Origin of the sequence: Citrobacter sp. Cb023 (genome assembly GCF_030336805.1) — a bacterium.
GTDB lineage: Bacteria > Pseudomonadota > Gammaproteobacteria > Enterobacterales > Enterobacteriaceae > Citrobacter > Citrobacter braakii.
The window spans coordinates 147,097-168,413 of sequence record NZ_JAOWCV010000041.1; the positions used below are offsets into that span (position 1 = coordinate 147,097).

Consider the following 21,317-nt stretch of genomic DNA (forward strand, 5'->3'; position numbering starts at 1 on the left):
TAAATCTTCTTGCTTACAGAACTGTGAATCATGACATGAATATAGCGTTTAAAACCGCAGACGCTATCACAGTTGGCGGATCCTTTGGCGATCGGGTATAAGTAAAACAACGAGTTAACACCACGACAGAAACGAGGTGGAGAATGTTAGAACATGTATGCCAGCTTGCACGGAATGCGGGCGATGCCATTATGCAGGTCTACGATGGAATCAAACCGATGGAGATTACCAGCAAGCAGGACGATTCTCCGGTCACGGCGGCGGATATCGCCGCGCATACGGTGATCCTCGAAGGATTACTGGCGCTGACGCCGGATATTCCGGTCCTGTCTGAAGAAGCGCCTCCTGGCTGGGATGTTCGCCAGCACTGGCAGCGCTACTGGCTGGTAGACCCGCTGGACGGTACCAAAGAGTTCATTAAGCGTAACGGTGAATTCACCGTCAATATTGCGCTTATCGAGCAAGGAAAGCCGGTACTGGGCGTGGTTTACGCGCCGGTGATGAAAGTGATGTACAGCGCGGCAGAAGGTAAAGCGTGGAAAGAAGAGTGCGGCGTGCGCAAACAAATCCATGTTCGTGACGCGCGTCCGCCGTTGGTGGTGATTAGCCGCTCGCATGCTGACAATGAGTTAAAAGAGTATCTGCAACAGTTGGGTGAGCACCAGACCACGTCGATTGGCTCATCGCTGAAGTTCTGCCTGGTGGCGGAAGGGCAGGCACAACTGTACCCACGTTTTGGGCCAACTAACGTATGGGACACCGCCGCTGGCCACGCCGTTGCCGCCGCAGCCGGGGCGCACGTTCACGACTGGCAGGGGAAATCTCTGGATTACACCCCACGTGAATCATTCCTCAACCCCGGCTTCCGCGTTGCTATTTACTGAGTAATTTGTGCAGCAGGGCAATAACCTGCTGCACCTCTTCCTGCGTCAACGCACCATCTTTTGCCCACTGAACGCGTCCGTCCTTATCAAGTACGGCGATAGCGGAGCTCTCTTCATCCAGTTGCCAGGCTTTACGCGCAATGCCATTGCTGTCGACAATAAATTGTGACCACGGGTAGAGCTTCTTATTGCTCTCCAGACTGCTGCGCACAAACATACCGGAGCCAGGAATGGCGTCATCGGTGTTGACGATCGTGGTGGTCTGGTATTTGTCGTGCGGCAGGTTGGCCGCCTTGATTGCCTCGATCAGCGTAGCATTTTTCTCTTTGGCGGAGGTGCGTCCGGCAATGTGTTGCACAATTCGCACTTTCCCTGGCAGCTGCGCGCTATTCCAGCTTTTGTAGCTAAACTTATCGTTATCGAGAATCAGTTCGCCGCGATCGGCGATCCCCACCGGCGGTACGCGCTGGTTAGTCTCAAACGAATGCGCACAGGCAATCATCGGCAGCAGCAGGCACGACAGCGCCAGCAGTTTTTGTAAGGTCATAGGTTTTCCTTCTTTCTTTATTTTGCAGGTGATCCGACCACTTGGGTCTGGAATTTAATCATATGTGCGATTGATGCTTTTTCCCGCAAGCGCGATGCCAGTTTGCGGACGGGCGCACAAATCCTGCGAAAAATGAAGGCTTATACTGAAGACAGCGAAGCGTTGAAAAGATAATTCTGAATATTTGTAACCTGAAGGTAAATAAACTTATACACGCTGGAAACATGAGCGAGATAGTCTATAGTCATAGGGCATTAAAATTTGCGCCTGAGGATTGTCGGACCGATTGTGGTACCGCAAAGGCGTAATGCTCAGCAGGAGACAACAATGAAAATTTTCCAACGATACAACCCGCTGCAGGTGGCGAAGTACGTGAAGATCCTGTTTCGTGGACGGTTATATATCAAGGATGTAGGCGCTTTTGAATTTGATAAGGGTAAGATTCTTATCCCAAAAGTGAAGGACAAACTGCATTTTTCCGTGATGTCCGAAGTTAACCGTCAGGTCTTGCGTCTGCAAACTGAGATGGCTTGATCAAAGTGCTATGCGGTAGTTAAAAAAACGGCTCCTGGATGGGAGCCGTTGATGTTTCTGCAGGACGTTAAGACGCCTTTGCCTCTTCTTTTGCATCCGGCAGTTTCGGTACCAGTACGGTAGGTTTACTGTCCAGACGCGTCACCAGCAGCTGATCGATCTTGTAGTTATCGATATCCACCACTTCAAATTTGTAGCCTGAATACTTCACCGAGTCGGTGCGTTTCGGGATTTTACGCAGCATGAACATCATAAAGCCGCCGATGGTTTCATAGTTGCCGGACTGCGGGAACTCATCGATATCCAGGACGCGCATAACGTCATCAATCGGCGTACCGCCATCGACTAACCATGAGTTTTCATCGCGCGCCACGATCTGCTCTTCCAGACCCTGACCGACTAAATCGCCCATCAGCGTAGTCATAACGTCGTTGAGCGTGATAATCCCCACCACCAGCGCGTACTCGTTCATGATGACGGCAAAGTCTTCGCCTGCGGTTTTGAAGCTTTCCAGCGCTTCAGAGAGCGTCAGCGTATCCGGCACAATCAGCGTATTGCGGATCTGTACGCCACTGTTCAGCGCCATGCTTTGGTTCGCCAGTACGCGGTTGAGGAGATCCTTTGAATCGACATAGCCAATGATGTGGTCGATATCTTCGTTACACACCAGGAATTTGGAGTGTGGATGTTCCGCCACCTTGTTCTTCAGGCTTTGCTCATCTTCGTGGAGATCGAACCAGATAATATTCTCGCGCGAGGTCATGGAAGACGGTACGGTACGGGATTCCAGTTCGAACACATTTTCAATCAGCTCATGTTCCTGCTTACGCAGAACCCCTGCCAACGCACCCGCTTCGACCACGGCGTAAATATCGTCCGAGGTGATGTCGTCTTTACGCACCATCGGGATCTTAAACAGACGGAAGATGTTATTTGCCAGACCGTTAAAGAACCACACCAGTGGGCGGAAGACGAGCAGGCAGAAGCGCATCGGGTTGATGATACGCAAAGCCACAGCTTCTGGCGCAATCATACCGATGCGTTTCGGAGTTAAATCCGCGAACAGGATGAACAGGCCAGTAACCAGCGAGAACGACAGAATAAAGCTTAACTGTTCGGACAGCTCTGGAGTGAAGTACTTCGAGAAAAGGCTGTAAAACGCCGGGGAGAATGCCGCATCACCGACAATACCACCGAGAATAGCGACCGCGTTAAGGCCAATTTGCACGACGGTAAAAAACATGCCGGGGTTTTCCTGCATCTTCAAAACACGTTGTGCGTTTACGTTGCCTTCATCGGCAAGCAGTTTAAGTTTTATTTTGCGTGATGCAGCAAGCGAGATCTCGGATATCGAGAAAAACGCACTCACGGCGATCAGGCAGAGAATGACTAAAATACTGTTTAACATATCTTATCCGACCGTTAAGGCCAGATCCTCGGAAGGGATAAATTGATAAATCCGTGTGAAATACACATTGAAAACCGGTCCGAAGGGAGTGGACCGGCAATTTCAGGAGCTAGTATAGCGTAAGGTACTGTAAAGCCGCCAGAGGGTGGCGATTATCCTTGTGGCGGCAGACAAACGCCAATCCCGCCAATGCCACAGTACCCATAAGGATTTTTATGCAGATACTGCTGGTGGTCGTCCTCGGCATAGTAAAACGGGGTTGCGGTAGTGATTTCCGTTGTAATGGTGCGCTCGTCGCCAGCGGCGGTCATTGCTGCCTGAAAACGCTCAAGGCTTGCCCGTGCCGCGACGGTTTGCTCCGGCGTTAACGGGTAAATGGCGGAGCGATACTGCGTCCCCTGGTCGTTCCCCTGACGCATGCCCTGCGCCGGGTCGTGATTTTCCCAGAACACCTGCAGCAGTTGCTCGTAGCTGATAACATGCGGGTCATAGACGACGCGTACCGCTTCGGCGTGTCCGGTATCGCCGGAACACACTTCCCGATAGGTTGGGTTAGGGGTGTAGCCGCCGGTATATCCAGCCGCCGTGCTGTATACCCCGGGTAATGACCAGAATAAACGTTCAACGCCCCAGAAACATCCCATGGCGAAAAAGGCTATCTCCATACCGTCGGGCACGTTGGTCATCGAATGTTGGTTAACCGCATGCAGCGTTGCCACTGGCATCGGGGTGTTGCGTCCAGGTAGGGCATCTGCTTGAGTAACAAGATGCTTTCTATCAAATAAACTCATGGCCGTTCTCCCGAAATCAGTCATTTGGGTTAAGGTTGTAACGAGACGCGTCTTTGCCCACAATAAACGGCGTGAATACGTCTAGAGTTAAACATAAGAAATATTTGGGTTGTCGTCTGTTTTTCAACTCTTATTGTTGATTTTTTGTTAAGCCGAGGAACGGCATAGTATTTTTTTCCAGGGGTGGGAAAAAAGGATATTCAGGAGAAAATGTGCCACATATCCGTCAGTTATGTTGGGTGGGATTACTGTGCTTAAGTGGCTCCGCCGCCGCAGCGAATGTTCGCTTACAGGTCGAGGGATTATCAGGACCGCTGGAGAAAAACGTCCGTGCGCAGCTATCCACGATTCAAAGTGATGAAGTCACTCCAGACCGACGCTTTCGTGCGCGCGTTGATGATGCCATCCGCGAAGGGCTAAAAGCGCTGGGCTACTTTGAGCCCACCATTGATTTTGAGCTGCGTCCGCCGCCGGCGAAAGGACGCCAGGTGTTGATTGCCAAAGTGACCCCTGGTGAGCCGGTGCTGATTGGCGGCACCGAAGTGATTCTGCGCGGTGGCGCACGTACGGATAAAGATTACCTGGATCTGCTGAAAACGCGACCGGCAATCGGCACCGTGCTGAATCAGGGGGACTATGATAACTTCAAAAAGTCACTCACCAGCGTGGCGCTGCGCAAAGGCTATTTCGACAGTGAATTTAATAAAAGCCAGCTTGGGATAGCGCTCGAACGCCGCCAGGCATTCTGGGATATCGATTACAACAGCGGTGAACGCTATCGCTTTGGCCATGTCACTTTTGAAGGCTCGCAAATTCGCGATGAGTACCTGCAAAATCTGGTGCCCTTTAAAGAGGGTGAAGAGTACGAGTCGAAAGATCTGGGCGAACTGAACCGTCGTCTGTCGGCGACCGGATGGTTTAATTCCGTGGTCGTCGCACCGGAATTTGATAAAGCCCGTGAAACCAAAGTGCTGCCGCTGAAAGGCGTGGTGTCGCCGCGAACTGAAAATACCATCGAAACCGGGGTCGGTTACTCAACTGACGTCGGTCCACGGGTGAAGACCTCGTGGAAAAAGCCGTGGATGAACTCCTATGGCCACAGCCTGACCACCAGCGCCAGCATCTCTGCGCCAGAGCAGGTTCTTGATTTCAGTTATAAAATGCCGCTATTAAAGAACCCGCTGGAGCAGTATTACCTGGTGCAGGGGGGCTTTAAGCGTACCGATTTAAACGATACCGAGCAGGACTCCACTACGCTTGCGGTTTCCCGCTACTGGGATCTCTCCAGCGGCTGGCAGCGCGCGATTAACCTGCGCTGGAGCCTCGACCACTTTACCCAGGGTAACGTCACTAACACCACCATGCTGCTCTATCCGGGCGTGATGATCAGCCGGACGCGCTCGCGCGGCGGTCTGATGCCAGTCTGGGGCGACTCCCAACGTTATTCTATCGATTACTCCAACACGGCCTGGGGTTCAGACGTTGATTTCTCCGTCTTCCAGGCGCAAAACGTCTGGATCCGCACGCTGTACGATCGTCATCGCTTTGTGATGCGCGGCAACCTCGGCTGGATCGAAACCGGGGACTTCGACAAAGTACCGCCGGATCTGCGTTTCTTCGCCGGGGGCGATCGCAGCATTCGCGGCTACAAATACAAATCTATTTCGCCTGAAGGCAGCGACGGCAAGCTGAAAGGGGCCTCGAAGCTGGCGACCGGCTCGCTGGAATATCAGTACAACGTGACCGGAAAATGGTGGGGCGCGATGTTTGTCGATAGCGGCGAAGCGGTCAGCGATATCCGCAGAAGCGATTTCAAAACCGGTGCCGGGGTCGGCGTACGCTGGCAATCGCCAGTGGGACCCATCAAGCTCGACTTTGCTGTCCCTGTGGGCGACAAAGATGAACATGGTTTACAGTTTTACATCGGTCTGGGGCCTGAATTATGAGTTTATGGAAGAAGATAAGCCTCGGCGTGCTGATTTTTATCCTGCTGTTGTTAGGCACGGTGGCGTTCCTCGTCGGCACCACTTCGGGCCTGCATCTGATCTTCAAAGCGGCGAATCGTTGGGTTCCGGGGCTGGAGATTGGTCAGGTCACCGGCGGCTGGCGGGATTTATCGCTCAAAAATATTCGTTATGACCAACCTGGCGTGGCGGTGAATGCTGGCGAAGTGCATCTGGCCGTGGGGCTTAACTGCCTGTGGGACAGCAGCCTGTGCGTCAACGATCTGTCGCTGAAAAATATCAACGTGGCGATCGACAGCATAAAGATGCCGCCATCAGCGCCGGTTGAAGAGGAAGAGAGCGGTCCGCTTAACCTTTCCACACCTTACCCAATCACGCTTTCGCGCGTGGCGCTGAACAACATCAATATCAAAATCGATGACACCACGGTTTCGGTGCTGGAATTTACCTCCGGCCTGAACTGGCAAGAAAAAACGCTAACCCTGAAGCCAACGTCATTACAGGGGCTGCTGATTGCCCTGCCTAAAGTGGCGGAAGTGGCGCAGGAAGAGGTTGTCGAACCAAAGATTCAAAATCCGCAACCGGATGAAAAACCGCTCGGCGAAACGCTAAAAGATCTGTTCTCAAAGCCGGTGCTGCCGGAAATGACCGATGTCCATCTGCCGCTCAATCTCAACATTGAAGCGTTTCGCGGCGAGCAGTTGCGCGTGACCGGGGATACGGATTTAACGGTACATAACATGCTGCTGAAAGTGAGCAGCATTGACGGCAACATGAAACTCGATGCACTGGATATCGACTCGAATCAGGGGACGGTAAAAGCCAGCGGCACGGCGCAACTGACCGACACGTGGCCGGTCGATATTACGTTAAACAGCACGCTCAACGTCGACCCGTTAAAAGGCGAAAAGGTGAAGCTGAAGGTCGGCGGCGCGCTGCGTGAACAGCTGGAAGTCGGCGTAAATCTGTCTGGTCCGGTGGATATGGACCTGCGGGCGCAGGCGCGTCTGGCGGAAGCCGGATTGCCGCTCAACCTTGAGGTGGTGAGTAAGCAGGTTTACTGGCCGTTTACTGGCGACAAGCAGTTCCAGGCTGATGACATCAAGCTCAAACTGACCGGTAAGATGACCGACTATACGCTGTCGATGCGTACCGCTGTGAAAGGGCAGGATATTCCTCCGGCTACCATCACGCTGGACGCCAAAGGCAACGAACAGCAGATCAATCTCGACAAACTCAGCGTTGCGGCGCTGGAAGGGAAAACTGAGCTGAAAGCGCTGGTGGACTGGCAGCAGGCGATCAGCTGGCGCGGGGAGCTAACGCTGGATGGCATCAACACGGCGAAAGCGATCCCGGAGTGGCCATCAAAACTGAATGGCCTGGTGAAAACTCGCGGCAGTCTGTACGGCGGAAGCTGGCAGATGGAGGTGCCCGAGCTGAAGCTGACCGGCAACGTGAAGCAGAACAAGGTTAATGTGCACGGTTCGCTGAAGGGTAACAGCTACCTGCAGTGGACGATCCCGGGCCTGCATCTGGAACTGGGACGCAACAGCGCGGATGTGAAAGGGGAACTGGGGGTCAAAGACCTCAATCTCGACGCGACGATTGATGCCCCGAGCCTGGATAACGCGCTGCCGGGACTGGGCGGTACGGCGAAAGGGCTGGTAAAAGTTCGCGGTACGGTTGAAGCGCCACAGCTGCTGGCGGATATCACCGCCCGGGGTCTGCGCTGGCAGGAGCTGTCCGTCGCTCAGGTGCGCGTCGAAGGCGACGTGAAATCGGCAGAGCAAATCGCTGGTAATCTCAACGTTCGCGTAGAGCGGATTGTACAGCCTGACGTGAATATTGGCCTGGTGACGCTCAATGCCAAAGGTAGCGAAAAGCAGCATGAGCTGCAGCTGCGCATTCAGGGGGAACCGGTCTCCGGGCAGCTCTCCCTGGCAGGTAGCTTTGATCGCAAAGAGCAGCGCTGGAAAGGTGCGTTAAGCGATACCCGCTTCCAGACGCCGGTCGGTCCGTGGTCCCTTAACCGCCCTGTCGCGCTGGATTATCGCAATCAGGAACAGAAAATCAGCATTGGGCCGCACTGCTGGAACAACCCGAATGCGGAACTGTGCGTACCGCAAACCATTGATGCCGGTGCACAAGGACGCGCGGTGGTGAACCTTAACCGCTTTGACCTGGCGATGCTAAAACCGTTTATGCCGGATACAACCCAGGCCAGCGGTGTTTTCACTGGCAAAGCAGATGTGAGCTGGGACACCACCAAAGAGGGGCTGCCGCAGGGGCAGGTTACGCTGAGCGGACGTAATGTGAAGGTCACGCAAAGCGTGAACGATGCGCCGCTCCCTGTGGCGTTTGAAACGCTGAATCTGACCGCCGACCTGCACAATAACCGTGCCGAGCTGGGCTGGCTGATTCGCCTGACCAACAACGGGCAGTTTGACGGCCAGGTGCAGGTAACGGATCCGCAAGGACGCCGCAGTCTCGGCGGCAACGTCAACATCCGCAACTTCAATCTGGCGATGGTGAACCCCATTTTCTCGCGCGGTGAAAAAGCGGCTGGGGTGATCAACGCCAACCTACGCCTGGGCGGTGATGTGCAAAGCCCGCAACTGCTCGGACAGCTGCAGCTGAGCGGTCTGGATATCGACGGTAACTTTATGCCGTTTGACATGCAGCCAAGCCAGTTAGCCGTTAACTTCACCGGAACACGCTCAACGCTGGCGGGCGTGGTGCGTACGCAGCAGGGCGAAATTAACCTGAGCGGCGATGCCGACTGGAGTCAGATAGACAACTGGCGGGCGCGCGTTGCGGCTAAAGGCAGCAGGGTTCGTATTACCGTGCCGCCGATGGTCCGCCTGGACGTATCGCCGGACGTGGTCTTTGAAGCCACGCCGAGCCTGTTTACCCTTGATGGCAACGTGGATGTGCCGTGGGCGCGTATCGTGGTACACGACCTGCCGGAGAGCGCGGTAGGGGTTTCCAGCGATATGGTCATGCTTAACAACAATCTGCAACCGGAGAAACCGCAAACAGCAGGTATTCCGATCAACAGCAATCTGAACATCCACGTCGGTAACAACGTGCGTATTGACGCCTTTGGTCTGAAAGCGCGTCTGACGGGCGATCTGAAAGTGGTGCAGGATAAGCAGGGGCTGGGGCTGAACGGACAAATTAATATTCCGAGTGGGCGTTTCCATGCCTATGGTCAGGATCTGATTGTGCGTAAGGGCGAGCTGTTGTTCTCCGGTCCGCCTGATCAGCCGTTACTCAACATCGAAGCAATTCGTAACCCGGAAGCCACCGAAGACGACGTGATCGCCGGGGTTCGCGTCACGGGCACCGCCGATGAACCGAAGGCGGAGATCTTCTCCGACCCGGCGATGTCGCAGCAAATGGCGCTTTCCTACCTGCTACGCGGACAAGGGCTGGATAGCGAACAGAGCGACAGTGCGGCAATGACTTCAATGCTTATTGGTCTGGGGGTTGCACAAAGTGGTCAGGTTGTGGGTAAAATCGGGGAGACATTTGGCGTAAGCAATCTGGCACTGGACACACAAGGGGTGGGTGATTCATCTCAGGTGGTTGTCAGCGGATACGTACTGCCAGGTCTGCAGGTGAAATATGGTGTGGGTATATTTGACTCCTTAGCGACACTCACGCTACGTTATCGTCTGATGCCTAAGCTATATCTGGAAGCAGTGTCTGGCGTAGATCAGGCACTTGATTTGCTCTATCAGTTCGAGTTTTAGCAATGCGAATATTTGTCTACGGCAGTTTACGAACCAAACAAGGCAACAGCCACTGGATGACCAATGCCCTGTTGCTGGGAAATTTCAGTATCGACAACTACCAGTTGTATAGCCTGGGCCACTATCCAGGCGCCGTTCCGGGAAAAGGAACAGTACACGGGGAAGTTTATCGTATTGATAACGCCACGCTGGCAGAGCTTGATGCTCTGCGTACCCGCGGCGGTGAATACGCACGCCAGTTAATTCAAACGCCGTACGGAAGTGCATGGATGTACGTGTACCAACGTCCGGTTGATGGCTTAACGCTGATTGAAAGCGGTAACTGGTTAGACCGAGACCAGTACTGATATGAACACGCCACCCTCGGGTGGCGTTGTTTTATTCTGGATTTAAAACTCCACGCGCGCGCCGAGGTTATAGCGGCGTCCTTCCACCTGTGCGGATTCGTTCCACGCGGTTGTCAGTTTCGGATCTTCATCCAACACGTTGTAGACCCCAGCCATCAGTTGCGTGTGCTTATTGAGCTGATAACGTACGCCTACGTCCACCATCGTGTAGTCATCGTATTTATAGTTATTGCCGCTGTTGCGGTTACTGCTGCGATAATTCACCGTACTCCATACGTCCAGGCTTTGCGTTGCCGCCCAGTTCAGCGACAGATTCGCCATATGGCGCGGATAATCGTTTAGCGCGTAGCCTTTGTTAACGCCGCTTTTTTGTTCGCTGTGGTTCCAGGTGTAGTTAGCGTTGGCTTTTACATCGGCGGTAATCTGCCAGTCGGCATTCAGTTCTATACCGTATACATCCGCCTCGCTGACGTTGAAGTATTTACTGACGGAATCCGCGTTGTAGCCGTTGACGGAGCACTGGTTCGTCGACGTGGTTTCACAAATAGTTTGTTCAGCAATTTTGTCTTTGAACTGCGTATAGAAGACGGTGCTGTCGACCGATAGCGCATCTCCCGTCCAGTAGAGGCCCAGTTCAGAGTTAACGCTTTGTTCAGGTTTCAGGTCGTCGTTACCAACGGTGAGGAAGGGATAAGGAACGGTTGAGCCGTAAGGGGTTACGAAGTTGCTGGACGTCGCACGCAGCTCCGGTTTTTTATAGCCTGCGGAAACGCCGCCTTTCAGCGCCCAGTCATTGCTAAAGGCCCAGTTACCGTACATTTTCGGCGTAATATGTGTGCCAAAATTGTCATCCTGGTCCATCCTCGCTGACGTGGTCAGGATGAAATCGCCAATGCTCCAACCGTCTTCAGCAAACAATGCCCAACCGTTACGGCTGATTTTGGTCACCGGGTCAGATCCGGGCAGCGTTTTGTTGGCCACATCAAAGCGGTCATTCAGCTCTTCGCGCGTGAAATTCGCCCCAACGGTCAGTTTATGGGTGTCGAGCGTGAAAGTGGTTTGCGAATTGGCGACGTAGTTCTCCATCTGCACATACTGCGGGGACTGTCCGTCATAAACGTACTTCGAACGGCCTTTTTCATAGTTTATGTAGTTGGTCGTCGCGATGGTGTCGTCTGCATACCAGCCGGTATGCGTCAGGGTGGCGGCGTTACGATCGAACAGCCATGACCACGGCGCACCGCGTTTCTGGGTACGGTTTTTTTCCTGCTCACCGGTGACCACGTTGAGATCGAACAGGTTATTCTCGCTGGCGGCCAGGCCCAATGTCATATCAACGGATTTACGATTGTGTTTGCCAAAATAGTTATTGCGATCGTCATCGCGACGGTCAAGCCAGTCGGCCGCCACGCTAAGGCCGAGAACATCGGGCACAATCGGCCCCATGGTAAACAAATTCATCTGGCTGGTATTACCTAAATACTGGTGTTCCTGCAGCCAGGTATTGGCAGCAATTGCCGTGGTCCACTCTTTTGCGCCGTACGGTTTTTTGGTAATGACGTTAACCACACCGCCGATGGCGTCTGAACCGTACAGCGAGGACATCGGCCCACGGATAACTTCAATACGCTCAATGGCCTCCATTGGCGGTAAGAAGTTGGCTTCAGTACCAATATCATGTCCGTAAGGGCGAGATTCACCGGTATTTTGTTTGACGCTGTTGACCATAAAAGCGGTATAGGACGGGTCCATGCCGCGGATCATAATGCTGCCGGCGTTCATACCGCTGCTGTTGGTGACCGAGACGCCGGGAAGGTTTTTAATGGCTTCACCGATGCTACGGTCCGGCTGAATATCCAGCGTGTTACGATCGATAACTGAAATAGTGGCCGGCGCTTCGCGTTTTTGCTGCGAGAATCCGGATGCGGTGATCACCATTTCATCTTCGCTAGTGCGTGAGGTCTCGGTGAGTTCTTCTGCCTGGGTGGGGAAAATAACACCGCCTGAGAATGCAACGATCCCTGTCAGCGTAATAAGTTGACGCGTTTTCATAATATAGATACCTGAAAAGTAAAAAATAAAAACATCACCTTGCAGCTCAAAAAAGCTGCAAGGTGCAGATAGTTTTTTAATTATTAATATTTAGAGAGATCGATTTTCAGCACGTAGTCGGGCTTCACACCTGTCATTTTTTCCGACTGTTTGACGCTGACGTACAGGGTGTTAGCATCTGCCGAGAGCGCCAGACTGTTAGGTAATGCATTGGTTTCAATGCGTTGTTTTACCTGGTAGGTCTTGCTGTTCACAATGCTAATGCGTTTAGCATTACGGTGGGTGATATAAACTTCCTGGCGTTTTTCGTTATATATCACTGCCAGCGAGTTAATAACCTTAATTGGTGCAATAACCTTACCGGTATTAAGATCAACAACCAGTACGTCCGCTAAATCCGGATCGGTCAGGAATGCGCGGTTATTTTTTGCATCCAGGGCAATATTCAGGAAAAAATGTTTTTTATCTGGCTCAATGGTAAAGCGATTAATAATTTGATGGTTGGTGGTATCCAGCGTAATAAGCTCGTTTCGGCCATTCACAACATACAGGCGGTTCTTATTTGCATCCACGGCCATGCCGGTCGGGTACTGGCCCATGTTCTCGAGGGTGGCGATTTTCTCGCGCTTTTGTGTGTCCACCACCCAGACTATGCCCTTTTCAGCCACGCCGGAAACGTACAGACGGTGGTGCTGTTTATCGAGCACCATTTCACGCGTATGAACAATATCTTTCGGGTTTTTGGCTTCGCTCAGTTGCAGTATCGCCAGCTCTTTACCGCTGCGGGTATCGACTAGCGTTACTGAACCTTCCAGCGTGTTGCCGACATACAGCACCTGGTTTTCTTCATCCAGCACGGTGGCAAAGGCACGACGGCTGGTGTCGATGACTTCAGTCGTCGTGAGTTTCTCTAGATCGAGTTTATAGATAAGCCCGCTGGTTTTATCTTTATCAAACGACGGCGACGAGGCGACAAAAAGTGCATTCTGCTGGCTATCTACCGCCAGTTCATACACGCCGTTACCGACATCGCGGGTCAGAAAATCTTTCTCAGGTAGCGTCTGCGCCACGCTGGACAGGCTGGTAAATAACAGCGCTGTGGCGAGTGCCACGCAGGAATAGCGTTTCAGGGACTTCACATTGTGGAGGTTCATTGACTTTTATTCACATTTATTTACATGCCGAGAATGATAATGAGATCTAATCTCATTCGCAATTAAGATAAATGAAATGTGACTACCCATTCTGGTAGGTCAAAAAGAAAACAGCGAAGGGGAGAGGTGGTAGAACGTAGAAATTTAAAAACCCTTACTAACCAGAGACTGGCGTTCAGGGTTTTAAGCTAACGCGAACTTACTTCTTCGCGCGCTCGAAAGAAGCAACGATTTCAGCTTTAGCGGCTTCAGCGTTGTCCCAACCGTCAACTTTCACCCATTTGCCCGCTTCGAGATCTTTGTAGTGTTCGAAGAAGTGGGTGATCTGTGCTTTCAGCAGTTCCGGCAGGTCGGTCACATCTTTGATGTGATCGTATTCTTTGCTCAGCTTAGTGTGCGGAACCGCAACCAGTTTCGCATCTTCACCGGATTCGTCAGTCATTTTCAGTACGCCAACCGGACGGCAGCGGATCACTGAACCTGGCTCCAGCGGGTACGGAGTCGGGACAAGAACGTCTACCGGGTCACCGTCCAGAGACAGGGTGTGGTTGATGTAACCGTAGTTGCACGGATAGAACATCGCGGTGGACATGAAGCGGTCAACGAACAGGGCGCCGCTCTCTTTGTCAACTTCGTATTTGATCGGATCTGCGTTGGCAGGGATCTCGATAACAACGTAGATATCTTCCGGCAGGTCTTTACCGGCAGGGACGTTGAGTAAGCTCATGTCTGTTTCCTTTAAATAAGCTATGGCAAACAAGTGGCGGGTATTATAGCCAACTCGCGCTGAATGTCTCCGCTTGTTTTCGCTTTCTCTGCGCTCATTTTCTTCTTTTTACCCCTCTATCGTGACAGAAAAATCCATATCTTCAGCCGCATTTTTCATAGCGGGATGAAAGCGATTACAAAGTTGTGATTAACGTTTTATTTACTTTTTTGAAGTGTGATGTAACGCAATTCGTTACATGCTCAATTGTCTATAGTTTTTTCGCGACGGTTTATTAACCAACAATAATCACCCTACGAGGACGCACTTATGTGGAAGCGCTTACTTTTAGTCACAGCAGTTTCGGCAGCCATGTCGTCTATGGCAATGGCAGCCCCTTTAACCGTAGGATTTTCGCAAGTTGGCTCTGAATCCGGCTGGCGCGCCGCAGAAACCAACGTTGCGAAAAGCGAGGCTGAAAAGCGTGGTATTACGCTGAAAATCGCTGACGGCCAGCAAAAGCAGGAAAACCAGATTAAAGCAGTTCGCTCATTTGTTGCGCAGGGCGTTGACGCCATCTTTATTGCGCCGGTCGTGGCAACGGGTTGGGAACCGGTTTTAAAAGAAGCTAAAGATGCCGACATTCCGGTCTTTTTGCTCGATCGTTCCATCGATGTAAAAGACAAATCTCTCTATATGACCACGGTCACCGCCGACAACGTGCTGGAAGGTAAATTGATCGGCGACTGGTTGATTAAACAGGTGAACGGCAAGCCGTGTAACGTCGTTGAGCTGCAAGGGACCGTCGGGGCCAGCGTGGCCATCGATCGTAAAAAAGGGTTTGCTGAAGCCATCGCCAACGCGCCAAACATTAAGATTATCCGCTCACAGTCCGGCGACTTCACCCGCAGTAAAGGGAAAGAAGTGATGGAGAGCTTTATCAAAGCGGAAAACAATGGCAAGAACATCTGCATGGTTTACGCCCACAACGATGACATGGTGATCGGGGCAATCCAGGCGATTAAAGAAGCAGGCCTGAAACCCGGCAAAGATATTCTGACCGGTTCCATCGACGGTGTACCGGATATCTACAAAGCAATGATTGACGGTGAAGCCAACGCCAGCGTCGAGCTGACGCCGAATATGGCAGGCCCGGCATTCGACGCGCTGGAGAAATTCAAAAAAGACGGCACGATGCCTGAAAAGCTGACCATTACCAAGTCGATCCTCTATCTGCCGGATACCGCGAAAGAAGAGTTAGAGAAGAAGAAAAACATGGGCTACTAGTTTTGCTGCCGGTCTTCCGTAGGCCTGATGGCGTTGCGCTTATCAGGCCTACGAAAAGGCCGTGATTTCGTACCGGAGGAATGCCATGACCACCGACCCCCATCAGGAAATCCTCCGCACCGAAGGATTGAGCAAATTCTTTCCCGGCGTCAAAGCGCTGGATAACGTGGATTTCAGCTTGCGTCGCGGTGAGATTATGGCGCTGCTGGGAGAAAACGGAGCCGGTAAATCGACGCTGATCAAAGCGCTGACCGGCGTTTACCATGCCGATCGCGGCACGATCTGGCTCGAAGGCCAGCCTATCTCCCCCAAAAATACCGCCCATGCCCAGCAGTTGGGGATCGGTACCGTGTATCAGGAAGTGAATCTGCTGCCCAATATGTCGGTAGCGGATAACTTGTTTATTGGCCGTGAACCGCGGCGTTTTGGCCTGCTGCTGCGCAAGCAGATGGAAAAACGCGCGACGGAGTTGATGGCGTCATACGGTTTTTCCCTCGACGTGCGCGAGCCGCTGAACCGCTTTTCCGTGGCGATGCAGCAGATCGTCGCCATCTGTCGGGCGATCGATCTCTCCGCGAAAGTGCTGATCCTCGATGAGCCCACCGCCAGTCTTGATACCCAGGAAGTAGAAATGCTGTTCGGCCTGATGCGGCATTTGCGCGATCGGGGCGTCAGTCTGATCTTCGTTACCCATTTCCTCGATCAGGTCTATCAGGTCAGCGATCGCATTACCGTCCTGCGTAACGGCGGCTTCGTTGGCTGCCGTGAAACCCGCGACCTGCCACAGATCGAACTGGTCAAAATGATGCTGGGTCGCGAACTGGATACCCATGCGCTACAGCGTGCGGGCCGTACGTTGCTGAGTGATAAACCAGTGGCGGCCTTTAGCGACTTTGGCAAGAAAGGCACCATTGCGCCGTTTGATCTACAGGTGCGCCCTGGTGAGATCGTCGGTCTCGCAGGACTGCTGGGATCCGGGCGAACGGAAACGGCGGAGGTGATCTTCGGTATTAAACCCGCCGACAGCGGCAGTGCGCTGATCAAAGGCAAAGCGCAGACCTTGCGATCGCCGCATCAGGCTTCGTGTCTGGGGATCGGCTTCTGTCCGGAGGATCGCAAAACGGATGGCATTATCGCCGCCGCCTCGGTGCGGGAAAACATCATTCTGGCATTACAGGCGCAGCGTGGCTGGCTGCGGCCTATTCCGCGGAAAGAACAAAATGAGATTGCCGAGCGTTTTATCCGCCAGCTCGGAATTCGCACCCCCAACGCTGAACAGCCGATCGAATTCCTCTCCGGCGGCAATCAGCAAAAAGTATTGCTCTCGCGCTGGTTACTGACCAAACCGCAGTTCCTGATCCTCGATGAACCTACGCGTGGGATCGACGTCGGCGCGCATGCCGAGATCATCCGCCTGATCGAAACGCTGTGCGCGGATGGTCTGGCGCTGCTGGTGATTTCATCCGAACTGGAAGAGTTAGTGGGCTATGCCGATCGGGTCATTATTATGCGCGATCGCAAACAGGTGGCCGAGATCCCGCTGGCTGAACTGTCCGTACCGGCGATCATGAACGCCATTGCGGCCTAAGGAGACTATGGTGATGCCTCAATCTCTCCCTCAATCCACTCCGCCGCAACGGCGATTCCGCTGGCCAAAAGGCATGCCACAACTGGTGGCGCTACTGCTGGTGCTGCTGGTGGATAGCCTGGTCGCACCGCACTTTTATCAGGTGATTTTGCAAGATGGTCGGCTGTTCGGTAGCCCGATTGATATTCTCAACCGTGCCGCCCCCGTGGCGCTGTTAGCGATTGGCATGACGCTGGTGATTGCCACCGGCGGCATCGACCTTTCCGTAGGCGCCGTCATGGCCATTGCCGGTGCCACCACCGCGGCGATGACGGTGGCCGGGCACAGTTTGCCGGTGGTGCTGCTTGCCGCCTTAGGCTCCGGCATTCTGGCAGGGTTATGGAACGGGATTCTGGTGGCAATCCTCAAGATCCAACCGTTCGTTGCCACGCTAATCCTGATGGTGGCCGGACGCGGAGTGGCGCAGCTTATCACCTCCGGGCAGATCGTCACCTTCAATTCGCCCGAACTGTCGTGGTTTGGCAGCGGCTCGCTCTTACTGTTCCCCACGCCAGTGATCATTGCCCTGCTAACGCTGGTGGTGTTCTGGCTACTGACGCGTAAAACGGCGCTGGGGATGTTTATTGAAGCGGTAGGCATCAACATTCGTGCGGCAAAAAACGCCGGGGTGAACACGCGCATTATCGTGATGCTCACCTATGTGCTGAGCGGTCTGTGTGCGGCTATCGCCGGCATTATCGTCACGGCGGATATCTGCGGGGCAGATGCCAATAACGCCGGATTGTGGCTGGAACTGGATGCCATCCTGGCGGTAGTTATCGGCGGCGGCTCGCTGATGGGCGGGCGCTTTAATCTGCTGCTGTCGGTGGTCGGGGCATTGATTATTCAGGGCATGAACACCGGGATTTTACTGTCGGGCTTCCCGCCAGAACTAAATCAAGTGGTCAAAGCCGTGGTGGTGTTGTGTGTGCTGGTCGTGCAATCACAACGCTTTATCAGCCTGATAAAAGGAGTGCGTGGTCATGATAAAACGTAATTTACCGCTGATGATCACCCTCGGCGTATTTGTACTGGGTTACCTCTACTGCCTGACACAGTTTCCGGCCTTTGCTTCAACCAGAGTTATCTGCAATATCCTGACCGATAACGCTTTTCTGGGCATCATCGCCGTGGGCATGACTTTCGTGATTCTCTCTGGCGGGATCGACCTGTCCGTTGGCTCGGTGATCGCGTTTACCGGCGTATTTCTGGCGAAGGCCATTGGCTACTGGGGTATATCTCCGCTGCTGGCGTTTCCCCTGATTCTGCTGATGGGCTGCGCGTTTGGCGCGTTTATGGGGTTACTGATTGATGCGCTGAAGATCCCGGCATTCATTATTACCCTGGCGGGAATGTTCTTCCTGCGCGGCGTCAGCTATCTGGTGTCTGAAGAGTCGATCCCAATTAACCATCCGGTTTATGACATGCTCTCAAGCCTGGCATGGAAAATTCCCGGCGGCGGTCGCCTGAGTGCAATGGGATTGCTGATGCTGGCGGTAGTCGTCATTGGCATATTCCTGGCGCACCGTACGCGCTTTGGTAATCAGGTTTACGCGATTGGCGGCAACGCCACCTCTGCCAACCTGATGGGGATCTCAACCCGCAGCACGACCATCCGTATCTATATGCTGTCGACCGGGCTTGCGACGCTTGCTGGCATTGTCTTTTCAATTTACACCCAGGCGGGTTATGCGCTGGCGGGCGTCGGCGTTGAGCTGGATGCGATTGCCTCAGTCGTGATTGGCGGAACCCTGTTGAGCGGCGGGGTCGGTACGGTGTTAGGAACGTTGTTTGGTGTCGCCATTCAGGGGTTGATCCAGACCTACATTAATTTTGATGGCACATTAAGTTCCTGGTGGACGAAGATCGCGATTGGCATTTTATTGTTTATTTTTATTGCCTTACAGCGCGGCCTGACGGTACTTTGGGAAAATCGTCAAAGCTCGCCAGTAACCAGAGTGGGGACGGCGGCAACACCAAAGTAACATCCTGATTTTTCACTAAACATTTAAATACCTAAACTTTTTCCGGTTGTAGTCGATAGGTTCTGTACAGGTCTGTTTTAACCCTACAACCGGAAATATAACGATGCCAAAATCCCTTTCAATTCGATCAAGTTTGTTGGTGTTATTGTCTCTGCTGACGTTCCTTCTGTTGCTGACCGGCGGTATGGGGCTATATGCCTCTACCCGTATCATTACTTCGTTGATTTACCACGGTATTATGAGTGCCTCGATGTTGGCTGCCCTCGCATTGCTGGCGGTGATTTGGTTCATGCTGCGAAATAAGTTTCTCAAGCCGCTGGATAATATGGTTGAGCAACTGGAACGCCTGGCGACGGGGGATTTGTCGCCGGTTACCGCGCTGTCGGCCAGCGCCGAATTCAACCGTCTGAACGCGGCAATGGATGAAATGCGCCATGCGTTGGGCGACTCGGTACAGCGTGTCCGTGATGCCAGTTTGCAAATTGATATTGGTAGCCGTGAGCTGACGGCCGGGAACCAGCATCTGGCGCAACGTACTGAATCGACAGCCACTTCGCTGGAGCAGACCGCCGCCAGTATGGAAGAACTCACGGCGACCGTGAAACAGAATGCGCAGAACGCGGAACAGGCACACCAGTTGGCAAAATCGGTGTCGGATACCGCCGATCGCGGCAGTGAGATGGTGTGCTATGTGATTGAGAAAATGCGCGATATTTCCGGCAGTTCCAGCCGAATCGCCGACATCCTCAGCGTAATCGACGGTATTGCTTTCCAGACCAATATCCTGGCGCTCAATGCTTCTGTTGAAGCGGCACGTGCCGGTGAGCAAGGGCGGGGCTTTGCGGTCGTTGCAGGTGAAGTGCGTAATCTGGCCAGCCGCAGCGCCGAGGCGGCAAAAGAGATCCGCACGTTAATCAGCGATTCACACACCCACGTGGGAGAAGGCAGCGAGCTGGCGCAGCAGGCGGGCGAAACCATGGATGAGATTGCCAATGAAGTGATGCGCATGACCAAACTGATGCGTGAAATTGCCAGCGCGTCGCAGGAACAGAGTCGCGGCATCGAGCAGGTGAATATCGCTGTGATTCAGATGGATGAAACGGCGCAGCAAAATGCGGCGCTGGTACAGCAATCTTCAGCGGCTACCCGCTCACTGGAAGAGCAGTCACATGCGCTGCTCGAAGCAATGGCGGCGTTTAAAGTACAAACGGCGTAGGGGATAAATTTGCCGGATGATGGCGTTAACACGTCTCATCCGGCAAAGCGTATTACGCGTCCGGGAATTCGCGGATAAAGCGTTCTACATCTTCAACCATATGGTCGTTACCTACGAAGAAGGAGCGACGCTGGTGCAGGCTTTCCGGGGTGATATCCAGAATGCGTTCTTTACCATCGCTCGCTTTGCCGCCCGCCTGCTCGGCCAGGAAGGCCATCGGATTGCATTCGTACAGCAGACGCAGCTTCCCTTGCGGGTGGCTGGCGGTGCTTGGGTACAGGTAGATCCCGCCTTTGAGCAGATTACGATGGAAATCCGCAACCAGAGAGCCAATGTAGCGCGAGGTGTACGGGCGCTGAGTTGACTTATCTTCTTCCTGGCAGAATTTAATGTACTTCTTCACGCCGTTCGGGAATTTAATGTAGTTGCCTTCGTTAATGGAGTACGTGCTGCCTTTCGCCGGGAAGCGCATACGTTCCTGGCTGAGGCAGAATACGCCCAGAGATGGATCGTAGGTGAAGGCGTGTACGCCACAGCCGGTGGTATACACCAGCATGGTGGAAGAACCATAAACAACGTAGCCCGCAGCAACCTGCTTGTTGCCTGGTTGCAGGAAATCCTCTTCCGTGACCGGCGTGCCGACTGGGGTTACGCGGCGATAAATAGAGAAAATAGTACCGACAGAGACGTTAACATCGATGTTGGATGAGCCATCCAGAGGATCCATCAGCACAACATATTTTGCGTGTTCACAGCCTTCAAAGACGACGATTTCATCTTCTTCTTCCGAGGCAATGCCCGCCACAATGTCGCGCGCCTTCAGTGCAGCTTTCAGTTTTTCGTTCGCGAACAGATCGAGTTTTTGCTGAACCTCTCCCTGCACGTTCTCAGCACCGCTGGCACCCAGGATATCGACCAGACCGGCCTTGTTGATATCGCGGTGGATGATCTTGGCGCCCAGCTTTATTGCCGACAACAAAGCAGTGAGTTCACCGGTAGCATGAGAAAACTCGTGCTGCTTTTCGACAATAAATTCACCTAACGTTTTCATAACACTTTC

General features: G+C 53.2%; 17 protein-coding genes. 10 read left to right on the plus strand and 7 right to left on the minus strand.

Annotated elements, in window-relative coordinates; translation table 11 throughout:
• The first annotated feature begins 143 nt into the window (after positions 1-143).
• Positions 144-884 (plus strand): 3'(2'),5'-bisphosphate nucleotidase CysQ, encoded by a 741-nt coding sequence (gene cysQ / locus OGW44_RS25415; protein ID WP_016151445.1) that lies wholly within the window; start codon positions 144-146, stop codon positions 882-884.
• On the opposite strand, the gene OGW44_RS25420 is transcribed toward cysQ, so the two are convergent.
• The gene (locus OGW44_RS25420; RefSeq protein WP_016151446.1) at positions 874-1,431 is read right to left on the minus strand and encodes a YtfJ family protein; all 558 of its coding nucleotides are present in this window, start codon (positions 1,429-1,431) and stop codon (positions 874-876) included. The genes cysQ and OGW44_RS25420 overlap by 11 nt on opposite strands.
• Before the next feature lie 327 nt (positions 1,432-1,758).
• On the opposite strand from OGW44_RS25420, the gene OGW44_RS25425 reads away from it, so the two are divergent.
• Positions 1,759-1,965 carry a DUF1107 domain-containing protein gene (locus OGW44_RS25425; RefSeq protein ID WP_003025710.1) on the plus strand — a complete coding sequence of 69 codons (207 nt, stop codon included), beginning with the start codon at positions 1,759-1,761 and terminating at the stop codon, positions 1,963-1,965.
• 67 nt (positions 1,966-2,032) lie between these two features.
• Here OGW44_RS25425 and paeA read toward each other — a convergent pair whose 3' ends face one another.
• Together paeA and msrA are read right to left on the minus strand one after the other, a co-directional pair.
• On the minus strand, positions 2,033-3,373 hold the full coding sequence (paeA, locus tag OGW44_RS25430; RefSeq protein WP_003830418.1) for a polyamine export protein PaeA: 1,341 nt from the start codon (positions 3,371-3,373) through the stop codon (positions 2,033-2,035).
• 152 nt (positions 3,374-3,525) lie between these two features.
• A complete protein-coding gene (gene msrA, locus OGW44_RS25435) occupies positions 3,526-4,164 on the minus strand; it encodes a peptide-methionine (S)-S-oxide reductase MsrA (RefSeq protein WP_016155527.1) in 639 nt (212 codons plus the stop codon).
• Positions 4,165-4,376: 212 nt separating this feature from the next.
• Here msrA and tamA point away from each other — a divergent pair, with 212 nt between their 5' ends.
• The 3 genes from tamA to OGW44_RS25450 are packed head-to-tail and all read left to right on the plus strand — an operon-like array spanning position 4,377 to position 10,230.
• Positions 4,377-6,110 carry an autotransporter assembly complex protein TamA gene (tamA, locus tag OGW44_RS25440; RefSeq protein WP_016155528.1) on the plus strand — a complete coding sequence of 578 codons (1,734 nt, stop codon included), beginning with the start codon at positions 4,377-4,379 and terminating at the stop codon, positions 6,108-6,110.
• Entirely contained in the window at positions 6,107-9,883 is a 3,777-nt protein-coding gene (gene tamB, locus OGW44_RS25445) for an autotransporter assembly complex protein TamB (RefSeq protein ID WP_185654790.1), read from the plus strand. The genes tamA and tamB overlap by 4 nt, the downstream gene beginning before the upstream one ends.
• A 2-nt stretch (positions 9,884-9,885) precedes the next feature.
• Positions 9,886-10,230, plus strand: coding sequence for a gamma-glutamylcyclotransferase family protein (locus OGW44_RS25450; RefSeq protein WP_029139743.1), 345 nt, complete (start codon positions 9,886-9,888; stop codon positions 10,228-10,230).
• A 42-nt stretch (positions 10,231-10,272) separates the two neighbouring features.
• Here OGW44_RS25450 and OGW44_RS25455 read toward each other — a convergent pair whose 3' ends face one another.
• From OGW44_RS25455 to ppa, 3 genes are all read right to left on the minus strand, one after another.
• Positions 10,273-12,282 (minus strand): TonB-dependent receptor domain-containing protein, encoded by a 2,010-nt coding sequence (locus tag OGW44_RS25455; RefSeq protein WP_101700311.1) that lies wholly within the window; start codon positions 12,280-12,282, stop codon positions 10,273-10,275.
• 83 nt (positions 12,283-12,365) lie between these two features.
• Positions 12,366-13,436 carry a 7-bladed beta-propeller protein YncE gene (yncE, locus tag OGW44_RS25460; protein WP_185654789.1) on the minus strand — a complete coding sequence of 357 codons (1,071 nt, stop codon included), beginning with the start codon at positions 13,434-13,436 and terminating at the stop codon, positions 12,366-12,368.
• Between the two features lie 199 nt (positions 13,437-13,635).
• Positions 13,636-14,163 (minus strand): inorganic diphosphatase, encoded by a 528-nt coding sequence (gene ppa / locus OGW44_RS25465; RefSeq protein ID WP_003025726.1) that lies wholly within the window; start codon positions 14,161-14,163, stop codon positions 13,636-13,638.
• A 309-nt stretch (positions 14,164-14,472) separates the two neighbouring features.
• On the opposite strand from ppa, the gene ytfQ reads away from it, so the two are divergent.
• The 5 genes from ytfQ to OGW44_RS25490 all read left to right on the plus strand — a co-directional run bounded on the left by ytfQ (position 14,473) and on the right by OGW44_RS25490 (position 20,257).
• The gene (gene ytfQ / locus OGW44_RS25470) at positions 14,473-15,429 is read left to right on the plus strand and encodes a galactofuranose ABC transporter substrate-binding protein YtfQ (RefSeq protein ID WP_016151454.1); all 957 of its coding nucleotides are present in this window, start codon (positions 14,473-14,475) and stop codon (positions 15,427-15,429) included.
• An 85-nt stretch (positions 15,430-15,514) separates the two neighbouring features.
• Positions 15,515-17,017 carry a galactofuranose ABC transporter, ATP-binding protein YtfR gene (gene ytfR, locus OGW44_RS25475; protein WP_016155533.1) on the plus strand — a complete coding sequence of 501 codons (1,503 nt, stop codon included), beginning with the start codon at positions 15,515-15,517 and terminating at the stop codon, positions 17,015-17,017.
• A 13-nt stretch (positions 17,018-17,030) separates the two neighbouring features.
• On the plus strand, positions 17,031-18,053 hold the full coding sequence (ytfT, locus tag OGW44_RS25480; protein ID WP_185654788.1) for a galactofuranose ABC transporter, ATP-binding protein YtfT: 1,023 nt from the start codon (positions 17,031-17,033) through the stop codon (positions 18,051-18,053).
• Positions 18,040-19,041 (plus strand): galactofuranose ABC transporter, permease protein YjfF, encoded by a 1,002-nt coding sequence (yjfF, locus tag OGW44_RS25485; protein ID WP_016151457.1) that lies wholly within the window; start codon positions 18,040-18,042, stop codon positions 19,039-19,041. Before ytfT ends, yjfF begins: the two co-directional genes overlap by 14 nt.
• A gap of 103 nt (positions 19,042-19,144) precedes the next feature.
• Entirely contained in the window at positions 19,145-20,257 is a 1,113-nt protein-coding gene (locus tag OGW44_RS25490; RefSeq protein WP_016155535.1) for a methyl-accepting chemotaxis protein, read from the plus strand.
• 52 nt (positions 20,258-20,309) lie between these two features.
• Here the strand turns inward: OGW44_RS25490 and fbp are convergent, their stop codons facing one another.
• Complete coding sequence (fbp, locus tag OGW44_RS25495) at positions 20,310-21,308, minus strand: class 1 fructose-bisphosphatase (RefSeq protein ID WP_016155536.1); 999 nt, start codon at positions 21,306-21,308, stop codon at positions 20,310-20,312.
• Between the last annotated feature and the right edge of the window lie 9 nt (positions 21,309-21,317).

Excerpts from the sequence above, each read along its gene's own strand:
- OGW44_RS25490 (WP_016155535.1), top strand. The coding sequence starts at position 19,145 with ATGCCAAAATCCCTTTCAATTCGATCAAGTTTGTTGGTGTTATTGTCT.
- OGW44_RS25420 (WP_016151446.1), bottom strand. The coding sequence starts at position 1,431 with ATGACCTTACAAAAACTGCTGGCGCTGTCGTGCCTGCTGCTGCCGATG.
- yjfF (WP_016151457.1), top strand. The coding sequence starts at position 18,040 with ATGATAAAACGTAATTTACCGCTGATGATCACCCTCGGCGTATTTGTA.
- paeA (WP_003830418.1), bottom strand. The coding sequence starts at position 3,373 with ATGTTAAACAGTATTTTAGTCATTCTCTGCCTGATCGCCGTGAGTGCG.
- cysQ (WP_016151445.1), top strand. The coding sequence starts at position 144 with ATGTTAGAACATGTATGCCAGCTTGCACGGAATGCGGGCGATGCCATT.
- ytfR (WP_016155533.1), top strand. The coding sequence starts at position 15,515 with ATGACCACCGACCCCCATCAGGAAATCCTCCGCACCGAAGGATTGAGC.
- OGW44_RS25450 (WP_029139743.1), top strand. The coding sequence starts at position 9,886 with ATGCGAATATTTGTCTACGGCAGTTTACGAACCAAACAAGGCAACAGC.
- tamB (WP_185654790.1), top strand. The coding sequence starts at position 6,107 with ATGAGTTTATGGAAGAAGATAAGCCTCGGCGTGCTGATTTTTATCCTG.
- yncE (WP_185654789.1), bottom strand. The coding sequence starts at position 13,436 with ATGAACCTCCACAATGTGAAGTCCCTGAAACGCTATTCCTGCGTGGCA.
- fbp (WP_016155536.1), bottom strand. The coding sequence starts at position 21,308 with ATGAAAACGTTAGGTGAATTTATTGTCGAAAAGCAGCACGAGTTTTCT.
- ytfQ (WP_016151454.1), top strand. The coding sequence starts at position 14,473 with ATGTGGAAGCGCTTACTTTTAGTCACAGCAGTTTCGGCAGCCATGTCG.
- msrA (WP_016155527.1), bottom strand. The coding sequence starts at position 4,164 with ATGAGTTTATTTGATAGAAAGCATCTTGTTACTCAAGCAGATGCCCTA.
- OGW44_RS25455 (WP_101700311.1), bottom strand. The coding sequence starts at position 12,282 with ATGAAAACGCGTCAACTTATTACGCTGACAGGGATCGTTGCATTCTCA.
- OGW44_RS25425 (WP_003025710.1), top strand. The coding sequence starts at position 1,759 with ATGAAAATTTTCCAACGATACAACCCGCTGCAGGTGGCGAAGTACGTG.
- ytfT (WP_185654788.1), top strand. The coding sequence starts at position 17,031 with ATGCCTCAATCTCTCCCTCAATCCACTCCGCCGCAACGGCGATTCCGC.
- ppa (WP_003025726.1), bottom strand. The coding sequence starts at position 14,163 with ATGAGCTTACTCAACGTCCCTGCCGGTAAAGACCTGCCGGAAGATATC.